Annotated in this window: 20 protein-coding genes and 2 tRNA genes; 2 read left to right on the top strand and 20 right to left on the bottom strand. The window is 66.4% G+C overall.

Going from position 1 to position 19,471, the window contains the following annotated elements:
- Positions 1-326: 326 nt before the first annotated feature.
- The 6 genes from NG701_RS06860 to NG701_RS06885 are packed head-to-tail and all read right to left on the bottom strand — an operon-like array spanning position 327 to position 5,533.
- Positions 327-1,136 carry a hypothetical protein gene (locus tag NG701_RS06860; protein ID WP_308291985.1) on the bottom strand — a complete coding sequence of 270 codons (810 nt, stop codon included), beginning with the start codon at positions 1,134-1,136 and terminating at the stop codon, positions 327-329.
- Positions 1,133-2,158, bottom strand: coding sequence for a VWA domain-containing protein (locus NG701_RS06865; protein ID WP_252565644.1), 1,026 nt, complete (start codon positions 2,156-2,158; stop codon positions 1,133-1,135). Before NG701_RS06865 ends, NG701_RS06860 begins: the two co-directional genes overlap by 4 nt.
- On the bottom strand, positions 2,155-3,183 hold the full coding sequence (locus tag NG701_RS06870) for a vWA domain-containing protein (protein WP_252565647.1): 1,029 nt from the start codon (positions 3,181-3,183) through the stop codon (positions 2,155-2,157). The genes NG701_RS06865 and NG701_RS06870 overlap by 4 nt, the downstream gene beginning before the upstream one ends.
- On the bottom strand, positions 3,174-3,644 hold the full coding sequence (locus NG701_RS06875; protein WP_252565650.1) for a hypothetical protein: 471 nt from the start codon (positions 3,642-3,644) through the stop codon (positions 3,174-3,176). Before NG701_RS06875 ends, NG701_RS06870 begins: the two co-directional genes overlap by 10 nt.
- Positions 3,634-4,518, bottom strand: coding sequence for a DUF58 domain-containing protein (locus NG701_RS06880; RefSeq protein ID WP_252565653.1), 885 nt, complete (start codon positions 4,516-4,518; stop codon positions 3,634-3,636). Before NG701_RS06880 ends, NG701_RS06875 begins: the two co-directional genes overlap by 11 nt.
- Positions 4,519-4,525: 7 nt before the next feature.
- Positions 4,526-5,533: an AAA family ATPase gene (locus NG701_RS06885; RefSeq protein ID WP_252565656.1), complete on the bottom strand. Its 1,008-nt coding sequence runs from the start codon at positions 5,531-5,533 to the stop codon at positions 4,526-4,528.
- Between the two features lie 154 nt (positions 5,534-5,687).
- Here NG701_RS06885 and NG701_RS06890 point away from each other — a divergent pair, with 154 nt between their 5' ends.
- A complete protein-coding gene (locus NG701_RS06890; RefSeq protein WP_056341538.1) occupies positions 5,688-5,891 on the top strand; it encodes a hypothetical protein in 204 nt (67 codons plus the stop codon).
- A 32-nt stretch (positions 5,892-5,923) separates the two neighbouring features.
- Here NG701_RS06890 and NG701_RS06895 read toward each other — a convergent pair whose 3' ends face one another.
- The 7 genes from NG701_RS06895 to NG701_RS06925 all read right to left on the bottom strand — a co-directional run bounded on the left by NG701_RS06895 (position 5,924) and on the right by NG701_RS06925 (position 13,210).
- A complete protein-coding gene (locus tag NG701_RS06895) occupies positions 5,924-6,808 on the bottom strand; it encodes a carbohydrate ABC transporter permease (RefSeq protein ID WP_252565659.1) in 885 nt (294 codons plus the stop codon).
- A complete protein-coding gene (locus NG701_RS06900) occupies positions 6,805-7,722 on the bottom strand; it encodes a carbohydrate ABC transporter permease (RefSeq protein ID WP_252565662.1) in 918 nt (305 codons plus the stop codon). The genes NG701_RS06895 and NG701_RS06900 overlap by 4 nt, the downstream gene beginning before the upstream one ends.
- Positions 7,723-7,725: 3 nt before the next feature.
- Positions 7,726-9,075 carry an extracellular solute-binding protein gene (locus NG701_RS06905; protein WP_252565665.1) on the bottom strand — a complete coding sequence of 450 codons (1,350 nt, stop codon included), beginning with the start codon at positions 9,073-9,075 and terminating at the stop codon, positions 7,726-7,728.
- A 119-nt stretch (positions 9,076-9,194) separates the two neighbouring features.
- On the bottom strand, positions 9,195-10,397 hold the full coding sequence (locus NG701_RS06910) for an ROK family transcriptional regulator (protein WP_252565668.1): 1,203 nt from the start codon (positions 10,395-10,397) through the stop codon (positions 9,195-9,197).
- 183 nt (positions 10,398-10,580) lie between these two features.
- The gene (locus tag NG701_RS06915; protein WP_252565671.1) at positions 10,581-11,741 is read right to left on the bottom strand and encodes a class I SAM-dependent methyltransferase; all 1,161 of its coding nucleotides are present in this window, start codon (positions 11,739-11,741) and stop codon (positions 10,581-10,583) included.
- Positions 11,742-11,758: 17 nt separating this feature from the next.
- Positions 11,759-12,838 (bottom strand): FAD-dependent oxidoreductase, encoded by a 1,080-nt coding sequence (locus NG701_RS06920; protein ID WP_252565674.1) that lies wholly within the window; start codon positions 12,836-12,838, stop codon positions 11,759-11,761.
- Positions 12,839-12,856: 18 nt separating this feature from the next.
- Positions 12,857-13,210, bottom strand: coding sequence for a zinc ribbon domain-containing protein YjdM (locus NG701_RS06925; protein ID WP_252565676.1), 354 nt, complete (start codon positions 13,208-13,210; stop codon positions 12,857-12,859).
- 84 nt (positions 13,211-13,294) lie between these two features.
- Here NG701_RS06925 and NG701_RS06930 point away from each other — a divergent pair, with 84 nt between their 5' ends.
- Positions 13,295-14,614: an SAM-dependent methyltransferase gene (locus NG701_RS06930; RefSeq protein WP_252565679.1), complete on the top strand. Its 1,320-nt coding sequence runs from the start codon at positions 13,295-13,297 to the stop codon at positions 14,612-14,614.
- A gap of 104 nt (positions 14,615-14,718) precedes the next feature.
- On the opposite strand, the gene NG701_RS06935 is transcribed toward NG701_RS06930, so the two are convergent.
- From NG701_RS06935 to NG701_RS06965, 7 genes are all read right to left on the bottom strand, one after another.
- Positions 14,719-14,794, bottom strand: a tRNA-Ala gene (locus tag NG701_RS06935).
- 352 nt (positions 14,795-15,146) lie between these two features.
- Positions 15,147-15,219: transfer RNA gene (locus NG701_RS06940), tRNA-Ala, on the bottom strand.
- A gap of 100 nt (positions 15,220-15,319) precedes the next feature.
- Positions 15,320-15,721, bottom strand: coding sequence for a ribosome silencing factor (gene rsfS, locus NG701_RS06945; protein ID WP_058932218.1), 402 nt, complete (start codon positions 15,719-15,721; stop codon positions 15,320-15,322).
- A gap of 47 nt (positions 15,722-15,768) precedes the next feature.
- Entirely contained in the window at positions 15,769-17,097 is a 1,329-nt protein-coding gene (locus NG701_RS06950) for a hypothetical protein (protein ID WP_252565682.1), read from the bottom strand.
- Between the two features lie 7 nt (positions 17,098-17,104).
- Positions 17,105-17,836 (bottom strand): nicotinate-nucleotide adenylyltransferase, encoded by a 732-nt coding sequence (gene nadD, locus NG701_RS06955; protein ID WP_256468649.1) that lies wholly within the window; start codon positions 17,834-17,836, stop codon positions 17,105-17,107.
- Positions 17,775-18,005, bottom strand: a complete 231-nt coding sequence (locus tag NG701_RS06960) for a hypothetical protein (protein WP_056340536.1) — start codon at positions 18,003-18,005, stop codon at positions 17,775-17,777. Before NG701_RS06960 ends, nadD begins: the two co-directional genes overlap by 62 nt.
- 75 nt (positions 18,006-18,080) lie before the next feature.
- Positions 18,081-19,445, bottom strand: coding sequence for a glutamate-5-semialdehyde dehydrogenase (locus NG701_RS06965; protein ID WP_252565685.1), 1,365 nt, complete (start codon positions 19,443-19,445; stop codon positions 18,081-18,083).
- Positions 19,446-19,471: the final 26 nt, after the last annotated feature.

The following is a 19,471-nucleotide window of genomic DNA, read 5'->3' on the forward strand; positions in this document are numbered from 1 at the left end:
CGGTGAAGCCGAGAATGAATTTGAGTTTGGGAACACGGAAGACTCCACAGGGACGCAGCCGCGACTGTTACGCCTGTAATGAAGTTGTCCGTGAGCAAATGTCAGGCCCACATGGGGGCACCCACACCCTCCACAATCGGAGGATCGCTGACACGTTACCTCGGTAACTTGTATAGAACTCTAGGAGCCCGCGGGGCACCCTTCAAGTCCACTGCCGAATTAAGACGCAGCTTTACGGCGTGTTTCGCATTGGTGCAGAATTTTCTTCGCCATATTGGTCAACGAATTCATGGGGCATACTGCAGACCCGCCGCTGCCTTGGCCTGTTACCAGGGCCGGTCAACACCCGGCCCGAAGCCATCGTCCCGGAGGTACTCGTCCCGCTCCTGCCCGGAATTCCGCTCGCTTTGGGCTTCCCTGGCGCTGTCCCTGAGCTGCTCAAGCTGGCTCTGCCGGCCCGGATCCGCCGGAGGCTCGTCCTGCCCAAGCTCTTCCGGCGGTTGCGGGGTGGTGTTGTCCGCAGCCGCTGCATCGGCCTTTTGCTGCAGCCGCTCCGCCGCCTGTTCCAGTTTCTCCGCCGCATCGGCGTCCGTGCCTGAATCCGCACTGGCTGCTCGGGCGTCAAAGCAACCCTCCGGAGCAGCCTCCACTACCGCAACGCCTTCGGCGAACAGCCGGGCCGCCGCCGTCGGATCTTCTGTTTTGGCCTCGGCGTCACCGAGGCGTTCGATGGTGAGGGCCAGGTTGACCCGGACAACGCACTCGTCGGCCGTGCCCGCCAGGGACAGTGCTTCCTCGAAGCGTTGGCGGGCGGCAGCGAAGTCCCCGGCGAGGAACAGGCCGTCACCCTCGGCGAACGGCGCCTTGTGCGGTTCGATGAAATTGGCGGTCCTCAGTCCGCCCGCAGCATCCGCCACGCCGCCGGAGTCCCCGGCCGCGAAGGACCGGGCAGCAGTGTCGGCGAGAATGCCCACGCTGAGCAACTTAGCGGACAGGCACAGGACCAGGAGTGCGGGCAGCATAGACCACCACAACAGCCGACGGCGGCGCTCCCGCCGGTCCCGTGAGGTCACCGGCGGTGCCGGTTCCTGGGGTGCCGGTTCCTGCGGTGCCGGTTTGGGCGCTGGCCGCATCATGTTCGAGTTCCCGGTCCGGGCCGGAGCTGCCGCCACTGGCGCAGCACCAGGACGGTTTCGCGGAGTGCCAGCAGGAACGCCCCGGCGGCGAGGAGCCAGTACAGCTCCGTCCGCCCGCCCCCGACGCCGTCCGCCGGCACCCGTTGGAGTTCCCCTGGATCAGCGGCCTGCATCATCGGCGCCACCGGGTCTCCGGCCGAACGGTGGACATACGGAATCCCCAGCTGCCCGGCAATGCCCCGCAGCCGGCCTTCGTCGATGACCGATAAAGCATCCTTGCCGGTTCCGGACGACCGGTCTTGGATGTAGCCGGCGCCAGCGTCCTGCCCCGACCCCTGGCCCGTGTTTTCCTTCATCCGGCCGCCGTCCGCCGTGCCGTAGCCGAGCACCGCGCCGCCGTCCACCAGGCCGCCGTCGAGCCTTATCGCTTCCGGTGCCTTGGCGCTGGTCTGTTCACCGTCTCCCAGGTAATAGACCAGGCGCGGCCGTTCGGGATGGCTGTCCCGCGCGGCGCGCAGCCGCTCCGCCAGCAAGGTTCCGGCGGCTGTGACGCTGCTGCCCTTGGAGAATGCGGTGACCTGGGGCCGCAGGACGGACACGCTGGTGTCCAGGGCGGTGGTGTCGGTGGTGAGGGGCATCCTGACAATGGCGTTGCTGTCGAACGTCAGGAACGAAAAGCGGGCTCCGGCCAGTTCACCTGCGATGGCCATGATGTCCTGCCGCACCCCGTCCAGCCGGGGCGAGCCGTCGCCGTAGTCTTCGGCAGCGATGCTGCTGCTGGTGTCCACCACGAAGAAAACGTTGACATCCGCCGCCTCGGCTTGGGAACTCCCGCCGGGGACACCCGGCCGGAGCGCCGCAGCCAGGAGCAGCAGCACCAGGGCGCTCCTGAACAGCCAGTCGCGGCGCATACCGGCCGAGCTCTGGCGCGCCGCGTGGACGAGTCGCCAGACCAGAAACAGCACGGTCGCGGCGATGAGCGGGGCCATAACCCACCAGGGCAGGATCGGTTGCAGAGTCATGGCCGGAGCCTCCACGATGCGCCCGCCAGAACCAGGGCGGACAGGAGTGCCAGCGCGAGGGGCAGATCGGGCCGGTCCGAGACAACCGCCCGGGGTGCTCCCTTCATGGCCGTGGCTTCGGTTTCCTGCACGGATCGGACGATGTCCGCCACAGCCTCCGGGCTGTCCAGTTGGTGGTACGCCCCACCGCTGGCTTCGGCCGCTGTGCGCAGCCTCGCTCCGGGCTGGCCTGGGCCGGTTCCGTAGTCAAAGTCGCCGGGGTTCAGGGCGTAAATGCGCACATCGCGCTCCTTGGCCAGGGCGGCCGCCTGTTCCAGGGTGAAGATGGGATCGCCGGACAGGTAGTTGTCCGTTGCCAGGACGATGGACCGCGAGCGCCGCTGACCGGCGTCAGGTGTGCCGGTCTCCGCTCTGCGTGCATCCGCGGCGCCGGTGTCCGGGAACCCGTTGACGCAGGATGCCAGGCCGTCGCCGATCAGTGACGATCCGCGGCCGTTCCAGGTGCCGTCCAGGAACCCCGCGCTCCCGGGGCTTCCCTCGAACGCGCGTTGGGCCAGCTGGAGTTGTTCCTGTACATACCCGTAGTCGTCGGTGAGGGGGAAGACCTGGACGGCGCTGCTGTCGAAGACAGTGAGGCCGATCCGTTCGCCGTCGAACTCCTTCGCCAGTTCGGCAAACACCTGCACCACAGCCGCGTCGGCGCTGCTCATGGAGCCCGATGTGTCCAGGCACAGCATGATGTCCCGGTTGCGCTGCAACGGCTGGATGGTAGTCAGTTCCACCGGACGCGCCGCCGCGGCCACCGCGGAGACCAGCAGGGTTGTGGCCGCGAGAGCGGCTACGGCCAGCCATCGGCGGTGCTGGCGGAGGGCCGCCTGGTATTCGGGCAGCGCGGTAAGGCGGTCCGCATTGGCCACCGGCCGCCGTTGAGCGTTTGCGTGTCGGTCCGGGCGGAAGGCGCGCCAACCGGCCAGGGCCGCGATGACCAGCGCAGGCGGGATCAGCCACCAGAACATCAGTTCCATTGCCGCACCGCCTGGCGGGCAGTCTCGGCCGATTGCGCGACCGGCGGAAGGGGTTCCAGGCCGAACTCGCCCGGGTAGATCTTGCGGACGGCCTCGGCCACTGGGGGCAGTGGGTGCCCGTGCAGCTCCGCAAGGGTCATCCTGGGGGCGTCGATACCGGTGACGTCGCGGGCGAACCGGCGGACCAGCAGGCTAAGTTCCTGGTGGGACTCCCGTGCGGTCAGCAGCCCGGCGGCGGCGTCTGCCGTGACGGCGTCGATCCTTTGCAGGTAGGCCTCCTTGAGGCCCGCAAGGTCCGACGGCGGAGTGAACCGGGGCGCCTGCTCCGTCACCTTCGGTTTGCGCGTGCTCAGGAAAACGAACGCGTACCAGCCCAGGACCGCTGCCAGTAGGGCGAGTCCGGTCCACAGCCACGCCTGGCTGTACTGGAGGGGTTCGTAGATGCCCGGGTCAGCCTGCACGCCGGTGCCTTTCCAGGAGGGCGAAGAGTTCCGTCATGACCGCACTGCTGCCGGTCACGTGGCCTTGGGTAATGCCGGCGCGGCGGAGCATGGCCTGCCGGGCCGCGTCCCGTTCCCCTGTTGCCTTGGCATAGGCCGCCGCGATTGCCGGGGATGCTGCCAGGTGTGCTGGCAGCATCGACGAGTCTGCCACGCTGAAGGCGTCCTGGCCGGTGTTTCCTTCCCCGGCCAAGTCAGCGTCCCGGATGGTGAGCCAAAGGACCTCATGCTGGGCACGCAGCCGGCGCAGCAGCTGTTCGGTGTCGGCGCCGGCGGCATGTTCGTCGGACACCACAAACAGCAGGAACCTGCCCTTGACGTTGCGGGCCACGTACTCCAGCTGGTCCTCGATCCTGCTGGGGCCAGAGTCCAGGGAAGTGGACGAGTCAACCTCGCGCAGGAGCCGTTCCAGATGCGGCTCACCGGCTTTGGCCTGGATGGAGCGTGTCCCGTTGCCGTCGCCGCAGACCAGGCCCACTACGTCGCCGTGCCGGTGCGCCAGGTAGCCCACCACGCCGAGTGCCATCACGGCGATGTCCTTCTTGGTTTCGCCGTCGCGGGACTCGGCAGCCATGCCCCGTCCTGTATCGGCAATAAGCAGGACGGTCTGGCGCCGCACGGCGACATACCGCTTGATGAGCGGCGATCCGAACCGGGCGGAAGCCTTCCAATCGATGTCGCGGACATCGTCCCCGGGGATATAGGCGCGCAGGTCATCAAAGTCGAGGCTGCGGCCGCGGAAGACGGAACCGTATTCGCCGTCGAGCATGCCGCGGGCTTTCCGGTGGGCGAAGATGGCCATCTTCGCCTTCACGCGCTGCAGGAGGCTGGTCACCGCAGCCTCAGGGAGTCTGGACGGAGGCTACGACCGCGTCGATGATCGTCTCCACCGGCACCTGCTCGGCAACGGCGTCGAACCCCAGGATGAGGCGGTGCCGGAGCACACGGTGGGCGAGGGACTTCACGTCTTCCGGGATCACGTGGTCCCTGCCGTTGAGAAGTGCCACTGCCCGGGCGGCCTGGCTGAAGGCAATGCTGGCGCGCGGGCTGGCGCCGAACTCGATGAAGCCGGCGAGCCGCTGGTCGATGTACTGCCCGGCGTTCCGGGTGACGAACACCAGGCCCACAATGTAGTTGATGATGGCCGGGTCGATATAGATCCGCTTCACCAGCTCCTGCACACTAATGACGGCGTCCAAAGAGGCGGCGGCCGCAGGCTTCTGCGCCTCAGTGAAGACCCCTGCGTCGATCCGGCGGATGATTTCCGTTTCCTCGGCCGGCGTGGGGTAGTCCAGCACGTCCTTGAGCATAAAGCGGTCCATCTGAGCCTCCGGCAGCTGGTACGTGCCTTCCTGCTCGATCGGGTTCTGCGTGGCCAGCACCATAAACGGGGACGGCAGCCGGTACTCCTCTCCCCCGATGGAGGTCTGCCGCTCCTGCATGGCCTCCAGCATGGCGCTTTGGGTCTTGGCGCTGGAACGGTTGATCTCATCAAGCAGGACGATGTTGGCGTGCACCGGCCCCAGCTGCGTGATGAAGGTGCCCTTGGCGGCGTCGTAGATCTGCGTGCCCACGATATCGCTGGGCAGCAGGTCCGGCGTGCACTGGATCCGGCGGAACTCTGCGCTCACCGCATCGGCCACCGTCTGCGCGGCGGTGGTCTTCGCCAGGCCCGGAACGCTTTCCAGCAGGATGTGCCCACCGGTCATCAGGCCCACCAGCAGGGATTCACGCAGCCGTGCCTGGCCCACCACTTTGGCATCGAAGCTGCGGGAAATGTTCGCCACCACCTGCTGTGCACGGGCCAGTTCCGCCGGATCGATACGTGCGGGCGCACTGGTCTGAAGCAATGGATTTCCCCCTGATGGCTGGTGGTTTACGGATGTTAGCCCGGGTGTGCCGCCGGCGGCTGCACTCCGTCCGCCATCCTATCCAAGCCACCTGCGGGTCCGGCCGCAATGGGGACCCCTCCCCATCGCGGCTCTGCAGGTCTATTCTTTTGCCATGAGTGAGCTTCCAGCCAGTTACAAAGAGTTTCTCGCCGACAAGAGCGAGCGGTTCATCCTTGCCGTCAAGCCTGTCCTGCAGCAGTCCGCTGCCGACAAGTCCCATGGTGTCCGGGTTACCTACAACGCGGGTCCCACCGGCCACCAGGCCCACCTCGATGACAGCATCCCCTTCGGCGTGGTGGTCGAGGACATCGACTGAGGGATCCGATCGGCATCGCTAGCCCCGCGTCACTAGCCCTTGACCGCACCCGAGAGCGCGAATGAGCTTCCTGCGCCCTTGGCCACAATCACGTACAGGGCCAGCACCGGGACCGAATACAGGATGGAGAAGGCGGCCAGCTGGCCGTACGCCACTGCGCCGTGCTGTCCGAAGAAGCTGAAGATCGACACCGCTGCTGGTTGCCGGGCTTCGGACAGGAGCAGGACGAACGGGACGAAGAAGTTCCCCCAGGCCTGGATGAACACAAAAATGAACACCACGCCCAGCCCCTGCCGCATCAGGGGCAGGACGATGGTCCGCAGCGCCGTTAATCCTGACGCACCGTCCACCCAGGCCGCTTCCTCCAACGACACCGGGACTGCGTCCATAAAGCTCTTCGTCATCCAGATGGCCATGGGCAACGTGGTAGTGGCCATAAAGAAGATCGTGGCGGGCATCGAATCCAGCAGTTGAAGCTGCACAAACAACCCGTACACCGGCACCATGATCGCCGTGATGGGAAGGCAGGTTCCAAACAGGACGGTGTACATAAACGGCTTGTTGAACCTGGACTGGTAGCGGGACAGCGGGTAGGCAGCCAGGACTGCTGCCACGAGGTTCACGGCGGCTGTGCCGGCGGACAGCACCATGCTGTTCCAAAGCGGCTGGAACAGCAGCCCCGGTGTCATGATGGCGGCAAAGTTATCCAAGGAGAACCGACCCGGGAGCCTTGCCTCATGCCCGGCGGAGGCATCAAGGGACGCAAACACCAGCCAGAGCAGCGGCAGGACAAAGCAGGCACCGATCAGGATCAGGGACACGTCCGCCGGCATCCGGGCACGCTGCTGGGCGCGGGAAACTGCGCCCGTCCCGGACCGCAGCTTCCCCCGCGCGGAGGTCCCCGCCGTCGTCGTCATGGTTTGCTCTCCCGCAGGAGCCGGACGTAGGCGGCACCGAACACCACGCCAATGAGGATCAGCACTGACGCCACCGCGGTGCCGTAGCCGATGTCGCCGAACTTGAAGGCCTCCAGGTACGCCAGCACAGGCAGCGTGGTGCTGGCGTTGGCGGGGCCGCCCGCTGTCATCACCCAGATCAGGGTGAACACCGCCAGCGTCTGCAGGGTGATGAGCATGAGGTTGGTGGCGATGCTGCCGCGGATCATGGGGATGGTGATGAAGGCCAGCCGCTGCCAGCCGCCGGCACCGTCCATCAGCGCGGCCTCCGTGACCTCGCCGGGGATGTCATTGAGCGCGGCGCGGTACACCAGCATGGAGAACGCCGTGCCACGCCAGATGTTGGCAAGCAGGATGGCGACCATCGGGAACGAATACAGCCAGTCGGTCTGCCCGAGCCCCAGCCCGCCCAGCAGCTGGTTCAGGGTCCCGTCCCGGCTGAAATACGCGTAGGCGGCGAAGGCGGCCACGATCTCGGGGAGCACCCATGCGGCCACCACCGCCGTACCGACGACGGCGGCCAGCGTTCGGCGCGCCCGCCGCATCAGCACCGCGAGGGTGAGCCCCAGCAGGTTCTGGCCCAGGATGGCAGACCCGCCCACGAACAGGACAGTCAGGCCCAGCGAGAGCGGCAGCATCGGGTCCGACAGGAGCCTGGCGTAGTTGTCGAACCCGATCCAACCGGGACTGCGGGCATTGCGGCCGGTCAGGGCTGCATTAGTGAATGACGCGTGGAAGGCCCACAGCACGGGACCGGCCAAAAACACCAGCAGGAGAACCACTGCCGGCAGTACGGGGAGCAGCCGTGCCTGGCGCCTGAGTCCGGGGCGACGCCGCCGGTGGCCGGTCTGGTCACGCGTTAGGAAAACTGCCACAGGCTACTTGGCGACGGTCTTGGCCTCACCCACGATGCCCTTCACCGCCGTGTCATAGTCGGCGGCTGCCTGCTCCGGGGATTTCGCCCCGGTAATCACGGCTTCCGTGGCCTCCTGGACGGCCGCGGAGATCCGGGGGTAGTCGGCAGTTGCGGGACGGTAATGCGTGACGGCCACAAGCTCGGACACGTCCTTCACAAACGGGTTGGCCGCCTGGTAGCCGGCGTCGGCGGCGACGTCCTTCCGCACGGCGATCTGGGAGCTGGCGATGTTAAAGGCCAGGGAGTTCTTCTGGTTCAGTGCCGTGGCGAGGAACTCAAACGCGAGGTCAGGATTTTTGGTCTCCGCTCCTACCGCCACGGTCCAACCGCCGGACATGCTGACGCCGCCGGGTGCCTGGCCGTTCTGGGTCGGGAACGCTGTGACGCCCATGTCCTGCCCGTACTCGGCCCACTCGTAGCTGCCGCCCTTCTGCCAGAACGACGGCGTATACGAACCTTCCACGGTTGCGCCCATCTTGCCCTGCGGCAGCCATTCGCCGAAGACCTTCTTCCACACATTCGCGTCGAGGGCCTCCGCCGGGGAGACGGCCAGTTTTTCGTCGTAGAGGGTCTTGAGGAACGCCAACGAGTCGGTGAACCCCGGGGAACCGACTACCCACTTTTTGGCGTCGGCGTCGTAGAGTTCGGAATCCGTTCCGTAGAACAGCTCGTAGAAGCTCTGCATCACGGTGCCTTCGCCGGTGGCCTTGCCGGCGTACATGTTGAACGGCACCACGGAGGCGTCACTGGCCTTGATTTTCCGGGCGGTGTCCAGGATGTCCTGCCAGGTGCGGGGCTCCCACGGGACGCTGACGCCCGCGGCGGCGAGCACCTTTTTGTTGTACCAGATAGCTCGGGTGTCGGTGCCCAGCGGAACCGCGTAGGTGCCGCCGTCGTCCCCCAGACCGGCCGCTTTGGCGCCAGCGTCGAAGGTATCCCAGTCCTTCCACCCCTCAAGGTGGCTGTCCAGCTTCAGGAGGTACCCGGCGTCAACGTCGGAACGCACCTTGAAGGTGTCCTCATAGAAGACATCCGGGGCGGTGGAGGGCGAACGGAGAGCGAGGGCAAGCTTGGTGCCGTAGTCGTCGTCGTTCGCCTGGATGGGCTCCAGGGCAATCGTCACGCCCTGGTTGGCGGCCTCAAACTCCTGCTTGGCCGCCTGGAAGAGCGTGTCAAGGGCAGTGAAGGAATCGGTCTTTTGGTAGACCACCTTCAGCGTTTTGGTCTCCGCTTCGGGGGCGGAGGGGGAACACGCCGTCAGCACGAAGCCCGCTGCAGCGATGAGTGAAGTGATTTTAAGGGCCCGGCGCATTGGTGCTCCATTCAGTCAATGGCTGCCGTCCCCTGTATCTGCGGGCCCCAGCCGCGGCGATATCCACATGCTAGATGGGGCTCCGGCCAGTGGCAAGGAGGCCCCGTTAAGACGTCCGGTCAGACTTCCAGGAGAAGCCGCTGCGCCCGGGGCGCCAGTGTATGCTCCAGGACCAGGCAGGCAGCTCCAACGGCGCCCACGTCCTCACCGACTCCCGTGCCGACAACCTCGATGGTGTGGATCAGGCGGGCCGCGCTGTTGGCGTCCACCAGGGCCGGGATCTTCTCCAGGTAGCGGTCGGCGATCCGGCTCCAGAAGGGCCCGCCGAACACAACCCGCTCCACATCCAGCGTGTTGGTGACCACGGAGACGGCCCGGGCCACCAGCACGGCTGACTTGTCGATGATCGCCAGGGCCTTGGCGTCGCCGGCATCGGCAAGGTCGCACAGCTGGGAGAAGCTCTGCTGCACTTCGGCTCCGCTGGTGTGCTTTCCGGACCCGTTCAGGATGCCGGCGGCGACGGCCTCCGCCACGAGCACCTGCGGGATGGCTGAGGACTTCACGCAGCCGCGCAGTCCGCAGTCGCAGACCGGGCCATCGGGGTCCACCACGATGTGGCCGATCTCGCCGGCGTTTCCTGACGTTCCACGGACCACCTCATCGTTGAGGACGATGCCGCAGCCGATACCGGTGCCCATGTACATAAAAATGAAACTGCCCGAGCCGCTGGGCCCGCCGGCCCATGTCTCGGCGACGGCGGCGCTGGTGACGTCCTTATCCACCAGGACGGAATAGCCGGTGGCCTTGGCCAGGGCGTCCCGAAGCTCCACGCGGTCCCAGCCCGGCAGCAGCGGCGGCTCCACCACGGTGCCGTTGTCCAGGTCGATGGGTCCCGGAGCGGCCAGGCCCAGGCCGGCGATCCGGCTGGTGTCCACGCCGGACTCGGCAACGAGCTGCTCGATCTCGGTGGCCATGGTGGACATAACGGCGGCAGGATCATTCCCGCCGGGTGTTCTAATCCGTGAATGCTGTACAACGGCGCCCACAAGATCGAGGACCACGAACGTGGTGACGGCGGGGTCCAGGTGGACGCCGATGGCATACATGCCGCCCGGGTTGAGACGAAGCATGGTGCGCGGCTTGCCGGGGCCACTGCCTTCTTTGCCGGCTTCGACGATCAGGTGCTGGTCCAGCAGGCGGCGGGAGATGTTGGAGATAGTCTGCGGCGAAAGGCCCACAATCTGGGCGAGCTCCACGCGGCTGAGCCCCCCGGATGACCGGCGGATGGCATCCAGGATGACCGTGAGGTTGAAGTCCCCCATGCGCGGAAGATTAGTCCCGCGCCGTGGCGCCGAGGACTGGCGGATTTCTGGCACGGTCTCCCCTAGGTTTTCGGCCGCGTATTCATGATGATGTCTGAATGGTACGTTACCTCCTGATCAACGCCCAGAGCCGGAGGTGGGGCCGCGCCGCGGCCGGGGCGCCACCTTGCCGTGCTGGCGCGCCTATGGCCGCCGGGTGCTGACCGCCACCGTGAACTTTTGATTGCCGCCCCTCACAGTGGTGGGACCCACCAGCCGCTCCAGCGCAGGGAGGTACTGCAGGTGCCGGTTGAACACCGTCCATAGCTCACCGCCCGGCGCCAGGACCCTGGCTGCCGCCTCGAACAGTTTGATGCCCGCTCCGGCATGCACACTGGCGCCCAGGTGGAAGGGCGGATTCAGGAGGACCAGGTCGGCGCTTCCGGCCGGGAGGGTGCTCATGGCGTCATCCTGGAGGGCGGTAATCCGTTCCTCGAGGCCGTTGGCCTGCGCCGTGGCCCGGGCGGACGCGACGGCGGCGGCGGACCGGTCCGTGGCCGTGACCCTTGAGACCGGGTTCTGGCGGGCGTACATGGCGGCGAGGATGCCGGTGCCACAGCCCAGATCGATGGCGTGCCCGGCTTCAGGCATCTCCGGCAGGAAGGTCAGGAGAAACCTGGTCCCGATGTCCAGTTTCGCTCCAGCAAAGACGGCACCGTGCGCAGCAACGTCCAGGTCCAGCTCGGCAAGGCGTTCGACGGCGGGACTCCACTCGTGCGTCTCAGTTTGCCGGGCGCCGCTGGCGAGGATGATCCGGGACTTCTGCCGTGCCAGCTGCGGCTGGACCGTCTCGAAGTGGCGCTCCAGGACCGCGTTCATTCCCAGGGACATGTGTTTGATCCGCCCGCCGGCGAGCAGCACCACGTCAGGGGCGGCATAACGCGCCACGGCGGCTGCGATTTCTTCAAGCTCCGCCAGCGTCCGCGGCAGTTGAAGCAGCACCAGCTCCGCGCCGGACAGCAGCTCCTCCGCCAGCGGCAATTGTTCGAACCCGGTGGCGTCAATGGCTCCGGGATCCGCCGCTGCGAGCCCCACAGCCGCAGCGTTGTTCCGCAGGGCGCGCTCCCCAGTGATGAGATCCTCGTGCACACGGACGCGGCGGACCCCCAGAGTGCCCAGCGCACCGAGGGTGAGAGCACCGTAGCGGTCGCCGATCACTGCCAGCCGGGTACCCGGTTCCGTGCGCGCTGCGGCGGCTTCGAGCAGCAGCCGGTCCGTGGCGTCCCAGGCCTGGAGGTTCGGGGCTTCGACATCCGGGTGGCGCCGGAGCGTGCCGAGGATGTCCTCAAGAGTGTTCTGTGCCACTGGTTCCTGCCGTCTGGTCATGTACTGGTTGTTGATGCGGTTGGTGCAAGCGCGGGCAGTTTGAGGATGGCGGTGACGGCCGCCCGGCCCGCCCTGTTGGCGCCGATGGTGGACGACGACGGCCCGTACCCCACCAGATGGACGCGCGGTTCAGCTGCCACCTGGGTCCCTTCCATGGCGATGCCGCCGCCGGGTCCCCGGAGATGCAGCGGCGCCAGGTGTTCGAGCTCGGCACGGAATCCGGTGGCCCACAGAATGACGTCGGCACGGAGCAGGCTCCCGTCGGCGAGCCGGACGCCGTCGGGCTCTATCGCGGTGAACATGGGGCGACGGTCCAGCGCACCCCGTTGTGCTGCCGCCCTCAGCGCCGGGGTCCAGATGAGGCCGGTCACGGCCACCACGCTTTGCGGCGGCAGGCCCTGCCGCACGCGCTCCTCCACGAGTGCGACGGCGTTGTGTCCGGCCTGGGCGTCGAACGCGGCGTCACGCCAGTCGGGTTTCCGCCGGGTGAACCAGCTGGTGCTGGTCACCTGCGAGACCTCCTCCAGCAGCCCGACGGCGGAAATGCCGCCTCCCACGACGATGACGTGCAGGCCGCGGAACTCCTCGGCGGAGACGTAATCGGCCACGTGCAGTTGCCGGCCCCGGAACGTGGCCCGGCCCGAGTAGATGGGCCAGAACGGCCGGGTCCACGTACCGGTTGCGTTGATGACCGCCTTCGCTGACCAGTCGCCGCTGTCGGTGCTGATCCGCAGGCGCCCCGCCGGATCGGCGTCTTCCCTGGCGACCGAGGTGACCTTGACCGGGCGCAGGACCTCAATTCCGAGGTCCCGCTCGTAGCCGGCGAAGTACCGGCTCAGGAACTCCGAGCTGGGTTCCGTGGGATCCACGTCGGGCTTCGCGATGCCGGGAAGGTCACTGATGCCGTTGACCGTCGCCATGACCAGGCTTTTCCAGCGGTGGCGCCAGGCGCCGCCCGGGCCTTCCTCGGCGTCGAGGACCCTGTATTCAACCCCTCGGCGCTGCAGGTGGTAGGCGGCGGAGAGTCCCGCCTGACCCGCGCCGATGACCACAACGTCGGTGGTTCCGTAGTCCATGCCCCTGACCGGTTCCGGCTAGACCTTCTTCACCACGGAGGATTTGAGCTGCATCGGCCCCACGCCGTCCACCTTGCAGTCGATGTCGTGATCGCCCACACCGTCCATCAGCCGGATCCCGCGGACTTTGGTGCCAACCTTGATGACACCGGAGCTGCCCTTGATTTTCAGGTCCTTGATCACCGTGACCGTGTCGCCGTCGGCGAGGATGTTGCCCACTGCATCCTTGATGACCCTCGGCCCGGCCTCTGCCGTGGCCTCCGCCACCTGGGCGGACCACTCGTGGCCGCATTCCGGGCAGACCAGTAGCGCACCCATCTCGTAGGTGTAGGCGCTGGAGCATTCGGGGCACGGTGGCAACGTCTCATTCACTCCCCCATGATAATCGCGCCACTGCGCTGACAGGTGCGCGCCGGCGTCGTACTGTTGGGCCTAGGCGGACGAAAGGCGAGGACCATGAAAACAGAAAAAGGGGCAGCGTCGCTGCTGGCGAACGCACTGGGCATCGTCCTGGGGACGACGGAGATACCGCTGAGACTGCGGGCGTGGGACGGGTCCGAGGCGGGGCCGCCCGACGCCCCGGTCCTCGAATTCAGGTCACGCCGCGCCCTGCGCCGGATCCTGTGGTCGCCGGGGCAGCTCGGGCTCAGCCGCGCCTACGTCGCCGGGGACATCGATGCCCCCGGCGACATCTTTGCAGCCTTCACGGCGCTCAGCTCGGCGGGCAAGTTTTCCGAGCCCGGCCCCTTCCGGCCCCTGACTCCGCGTGAACTGGCCACGCTGGTCAGCACGGCGGTCCGGCTGGGCGCGCTGGGTCCCAACCCTGCTCCGCCGCCGGAGGAGGCCAAGGTCACGCGGAAGCGCCGGCTCCACACCCGGCAGCGCGACGCCGCGGCCATCTCGCACCATTACGACGTCGGCAACGACTTTTACGCCCTCGTGCTGGGACCCTCAATGGTTTACTCGTGCGCGGTGTGGGCGGATGGACCCGACGGCGGCGGCACCCCTGCCGGCCGCGGCCTTCCGGCCGGACTGGAAGACGCGCAGAAGGCCAAGGTGGATCTCGTCTGCCGGAAGCTTGGCCTGCAGCCCGGGATGCGGGTCCTGGACGTAGGCTGCGGCTGGGGCAGCTTCGCGTTGCACGCTGCGCAGCATTACGGCGTCACAGTGGTGGGGGTGACGCTCTCCACGGAACAGGCCATGCTGGCACGCAAACGTGCGGCCGACGCCGGCCTGACCGAAAACATCGACATCCGGGTCCAGGATTACCGCGATATCGCCGACGGTCCGTTCGACGCCATCAGCTCCATCGGCATGTCCGAACACGTGGGCCGGGAACAGACACCCTTTTATGTCGACGTGCTGCACGGCTTGCTCCGTCCCGGCGGCCGGCTGCTCAACCACGCCATCTCCTGGAACGCAGGCCCCACCAAGCCGGACCCGGACTCCTTCATTCCGCGCTACGTGTTTCCGGACGGCGAGATGATCAGCCTGGGCGAGATGGTCAGCGCGCTGGAATCCGGCAGGTTCGAAGTACTGGATGTGGAGGCCCTGCGCCGGCACTACGCCCTGACCCTGCGGGCGTGGGTGCGCAGGCTCGAAGAGAACTGGGACGAAGCCGTCCGGCTCACCAGCCTGGGCCGGGCGCGTATCTGGCGGCTGTACATGGCCTCAAGTGCCCTGGGCTTTGAAACCGGGATCACGGGCGTCAACCAGATCCTCGTCCAGCGTGCCGGCGGGGACGGGCCGCCGCTGCGCCGGAGTGACTGGATCTAAGGGCTCACTACTAGGCACCCACTTCTCCGAGCTCCTGTTTGGGAGAGAAAAGATGAGCCACCCAACCGGGTGGCTCATCTTTTTTGTGGACCTTGGGTCCTGTTTGGTGGAGCTGAGGGGACTCGAACCCCTGACCCCCTGCATGCCATGCAGGTGCGCTACCAGCTGCGCCACAGCCCCAAACTTGTGCTCCTCCGCGGTTCCGACCGCCCGAAGCAACCTGATCAGCTTAATAGAAATCTGCGCGCTGCGCCAATCGGGAACGTCGGCCCGCAAGTCATAGGCTTGTTCGCGGATCCGAACCTTCAAGGCCAGGATCCGCGAACAAGCCCAGGATGTAAGCACAGTTCGCATGCGTGCGGGCGCATGTGCCTGACGCAAGGGATTCCGACCACCGCTATCCGGCAAATGGAGTGTCCGGCGCAATCGAGTTGGTGGGTCGGGTTTCCCGACCCACCTCTCACACCAATGCCCATGCTGGGCGTACACAAAAAAATCCGCCGGAATCTTTCGATTCCGGCGGATTATCCGGTGGAGCTGAGGGGACTCGAACCCCTGACCCCCTGCATGCCATGCAGGTGCGCTACCAGCTGCGCCACAGCCCCGGACCTTCGTTACTCCGCGGTCTCCCCGGAGCAACTCAAATATCTTAGACCAACTTTTCCGAAAATTCCAAATCGGGCATATTCGGGCCGGCAAGGCCTGCTATTCGGAGTCGGAGGCCGCCGTCGCCTTGGCTGAAGTGTCTTCGCCCAGCTGCAGGTCAACTACCGGGCAGTCCTTCCACAGGCGCTCCAGGGCGTAGAAAACGCGATCCTCTTCATGCTGGACGTGGATGACGATGTCCGAGTAATCCAGCAGTACCCAGCGCCCGCCGGAGCGGCCTTCGCGGCGTACCGGACGGAGGTCCTGCTTGGATAGTTCTTCTTCGATGCCGTCAACGATAGCGTTGACCTGGCGCTCGCTCGGCGCGGATGCGATGAGGAAGACGTCTGCCAGTGCCAGCCGTTCGCTGACATCGAGGGCCACAATGTCGTGGGCAATCTTGTCCGCGGCTGCCTTGGCGGCTTGGCGGGCAATGGCGATGGATGAATCTGTTGCAGTCATGGGACTCCTTGTAGTTTTCTAAAGCTTCGTAAAAGGGCGTTGCCTGGTCAGCTGGAGATGCCGCTGACGATGAGGATAACGCCGGAAATAAGGGCCACGATCCCAAAAGCCAGGACGAGGACCTGCATAAGCCTGAGCCGCTTCGCACGGGCCAGGCCGGCCGTTGCCGCATCCAGCGGCTCCAGCCCGTGTGCTGACCGTGCCGGGATGCGCGGCAGCTCATCGAACAGATCGTCCGGCTCCCCCACTGGTGTATCGGCCACGATGGGCTGGACGGGGACGACGCGCTTCGGTGCCGCGGCGGCCCTGGCAGCAGCTTCCGCACGGGCGATCACCCGAGAACGGCCCGAAGCGACCGCCTGCGCAGAACCCGCGGCCGGCTCTTTGGACGTATTGGACGGCCGGCGGCCCTTGCCGCCAGGCCGGACCTTAGGTCCGGCCTGGGTCGCCAGCGGCACGTAGGAGGTCGCCGGGGGTTTCATCACAGGACGATCGACGCCGGGCACCTGCACGAATTCCAGCGGCGTCACCATGGCCAGGTTGTCGGCGGTGGCCGGGCCCGCCGGGGGAACGGATTGGGTGGCCGCGGCCTGCGGATTGGCAGCCTGCGTGGGTGCTGATACTGGCTGTGCAGGGGCGGCCTGCTCGGCCAGCTTCCGCTTGGCCATCGCCCGGCGGTTAAGCACCGCCGCGCGCTCGGCCAAGGCGATCTGTTCCGCAAGGATGTCCGGATCCACTGCTTCGGGGTCCAGCGAGGCGATGTGTTCCATCTTGGCCAGCTGGTTCTTGGCCTGCTCGGCAATAAGCGTGCGGGCTGCGAGTGCCTGCTCCACGCTCATGCCAGCCGGAACACCTGCACCGTTCGCCGGCGCGGCGGGCCCGGCCATATCGGCGGATACAGCAGTGTCGTGACCTGGCTTCGATGGGGCTGGCTTCGCTTGACCCGGTTGGGCTTGGCCTGGCTTAGGCCGGCTCGGCGCGGGTTGGCTCTGCCCAGATTGGCTCGGCGCAGGTTGGCTTGGCAAAGGCTGCCCCATGGGAGCGGGAATGATGGGATTGGCCGAGGTGACGGCCTGTTCCTTCAGTTGCTGGAGCCGCAACTGCCTGCGGGTGGGAGGGCCGCCTGCGGAAAGCTGGCCCTCTTTCTCCTCGAGTTCCTTGATGGCACGCAGCGCCGCGCGGTCGCGGGCCCGGATCTGCGAGGACCGCTGCGCCTGGGACTGCTCTGGGACGGAATCCACCGCGGCGTCAGCCGCGCGCCGTTGTTTTGGGGCAGGCGAAACCTGGCCCGGGCCGTTGGACCCGGGAGCCGTGTTCTCATCTCTGGCCTGCCGCAGTTCGCGGCGGCTGCGGACGGGGGGCTTTTCCTGACTCATTGAGGACTCATTCAGTACTGGCTGGCTCGTCTGTTTCGGTAGTTCGGACGTCCTCGGGATCTGATCCCTCGGCGTACAGACCATATTTGGCGATGTATTGGACCACTCCGTCCGGCACGAGGTACCAGACGGGGTTGTTCCCGGCTACACGGACACGGCAGTCCGTGGACGAGATGGCCATGGCAGGCACCTCAAGGAGGCTGACGTCCTTGCGGCCCATGCCATCAAGCACATGTCCCGGCCGTGTCACACCGACAAAATGGGCCAGTGACCACAGCTCGTCGATGTCCTTCCAGGACAGAATCTGCGCCAGTGCATCCGCACCGGTAATGAAGAACAGATCCGCATCTGGACGTTGGGTCCGGAGATCCCGCAAGGTATCAATGGTATACGTGCGACCGGGCCGGTCAATATCCACCCTGCTGACGGTGAAGCGGGGGTTCGATGCCGTGGCGATCACCGTCATGAGGTAGCGGTGCTCAGGCTCACTGACCTGCTTGTGCGACTTTTGCCACGGCTGCCCGGTGGGGACAAAGACCACTTCATCCAGGCCGAACTTGGCGGCCACTTCGCTGGCTGCAACAAGGTGGCCGTGGTGGATGGGATCAAACGTCCCGCCCATCACGCCCAGCCGCAGCCGCCTTTGCGCACCGTCACGGTGCAGAACACGGGAAATTTCAGTGGCCTTGGCCGTGGTCGTGCTTGTTGGGGTGCTGGCGGTGCGGATCGGCGTGCTCATCCGTTACGGTGTGCCGGTTGCCTAGGTTCGAGTAGGAGAGCGTAACGAACATCATCACCAGCAGGATGGCGAAAATGGATACGCCGAACACCCACGGCTCAGCCCAGATCGGAGCGGGTGCGTGTTCTCCGCCTTCGGCAACGGTCATGGCGATCTGCTGGAGCAGCATTTTCTCCCCTAGGGTTCAAGGATGTGGCAGCGGATTGTCCCGCCGTTCCGGACTTCTGTCTATATTACCGCGTTGCTACCCGCGGACCTGGCCCTCGCCCTGCACGATCCACTTAGTGGTGGTGAGCTCCGTCAGTCCCATCGGGCCGCGGGCGTGCAGCTTCTGCGTGGAGATGCCAACCTCGGCACCGAGGCCCAGCTCGCCGCCGTCGGTAAACCGCGTGGACGCGTTGACGATGACCGCGGCAGAGTCAACCTCGGCGATGAACCGCTCCGCGTTGGCGAGGTTGTTGGTGAGGATCGCTTCGGTGTGGCCTGTGGACCAGGTCCGGATGTGCTTGACGGCGTCATCCAGGCTGTCCACCATTGCGACGGCGAGGTCCAGGTCCATGTACTCGGTTCCCCAATCCTCATCCGTTGCCGGCACGGACTCAACGGATGAAGGCAGTGCCGCACGGATGCGCTCGTCGGCGTGGAGGGTGACCCCGGCGGCGCGCAACGCGGCGGCGACGGCGGGCAGCACGGTGGACCGCGAATGGACCAGCAGCGTCTCCACGGTGTTGCAGACACTGGGCCGCTGGGTCTTGGCGTTCAGCAGGATCTCCACCGCCATGTCCTCGCTGGCGGATTCGTCGATGAAGATATGCACGTTGCCCTCGCCGGTCTCGATGACCGGCACGGCGGCGTTCAACACCACGGACTGGATCAGGTCCCGGCCCCCGCGCGGAATCAGGACATCAACCCGGCCGCGGGCCCGCATCAGCGCATTCGCGCCTTCCCGCCCGTACTGGTCCACTGTCTGCACGGCATCGGCGGGAAGCCCCACACCGTCCAGGGCTTCGCGGAGAACGTGGACCAAGGCGTCGTTAGTGGCTGCAGCGGCGGTGCCGCCGCGGAGGATAACGGCGTTGCCGCTCTTAAGCGCGAGACCGGCGATGTCAACGGTGACATTGGGCCGGGCCTCGTAAATGGCTGCGACAACACCCATGGGCACGTTGATTTGGCGCAGGCGGAGACCGTTGGGCAGCGTCTGGCCGCGGACCACGTTGCCTACCGGGTCGGGCAGGTTGGCCAGGTTTTCCAGGGCGTCAACGAGCCCGGTAATGCGGGCGTCAGTAAGCGTCAGCCGGTCCAGCATGGCCGCCGAGGTGCCGTTGGCCTTGCCGGCGGCAACATCCTTGGCGTTGGCGGCCAGGATCTGGTCCTTCCGCGCCAGCAGGGCCGTTCCGATGGCGCGCAGGCCACGGTCCTTCCATGCCCTGTTGGCACTCGCCATCCGGCGGGCCGCGTGCTTGGAACGGTCGGCGATGGCATGGACCGCCGCTTCGACGTCCTCGGCAGACAACGGAACGGCAGCTGATGCAGGCGCTTCCGGGGCAGCGGGAACCGCAGTGGTATCCCCGGAAATCGCAGGAGTGTTGTGAATCAGTGCCTCAGTCATGATCCAAGTTTAGGCGAGCCGCAGGC

Origin of the sequence: Pseudarthrobacter cellobiosi, from assembly GCF_023913815.1 — a bacterium.
In the GTDB taxonomy this organism is placed as follows: domain Bacteria; phylum Actinomycetota; class Actinomycetes; order Actinomycetales; family Micrococcaceae; genus Arthrobacter; species Arthrobacter cellobiosi.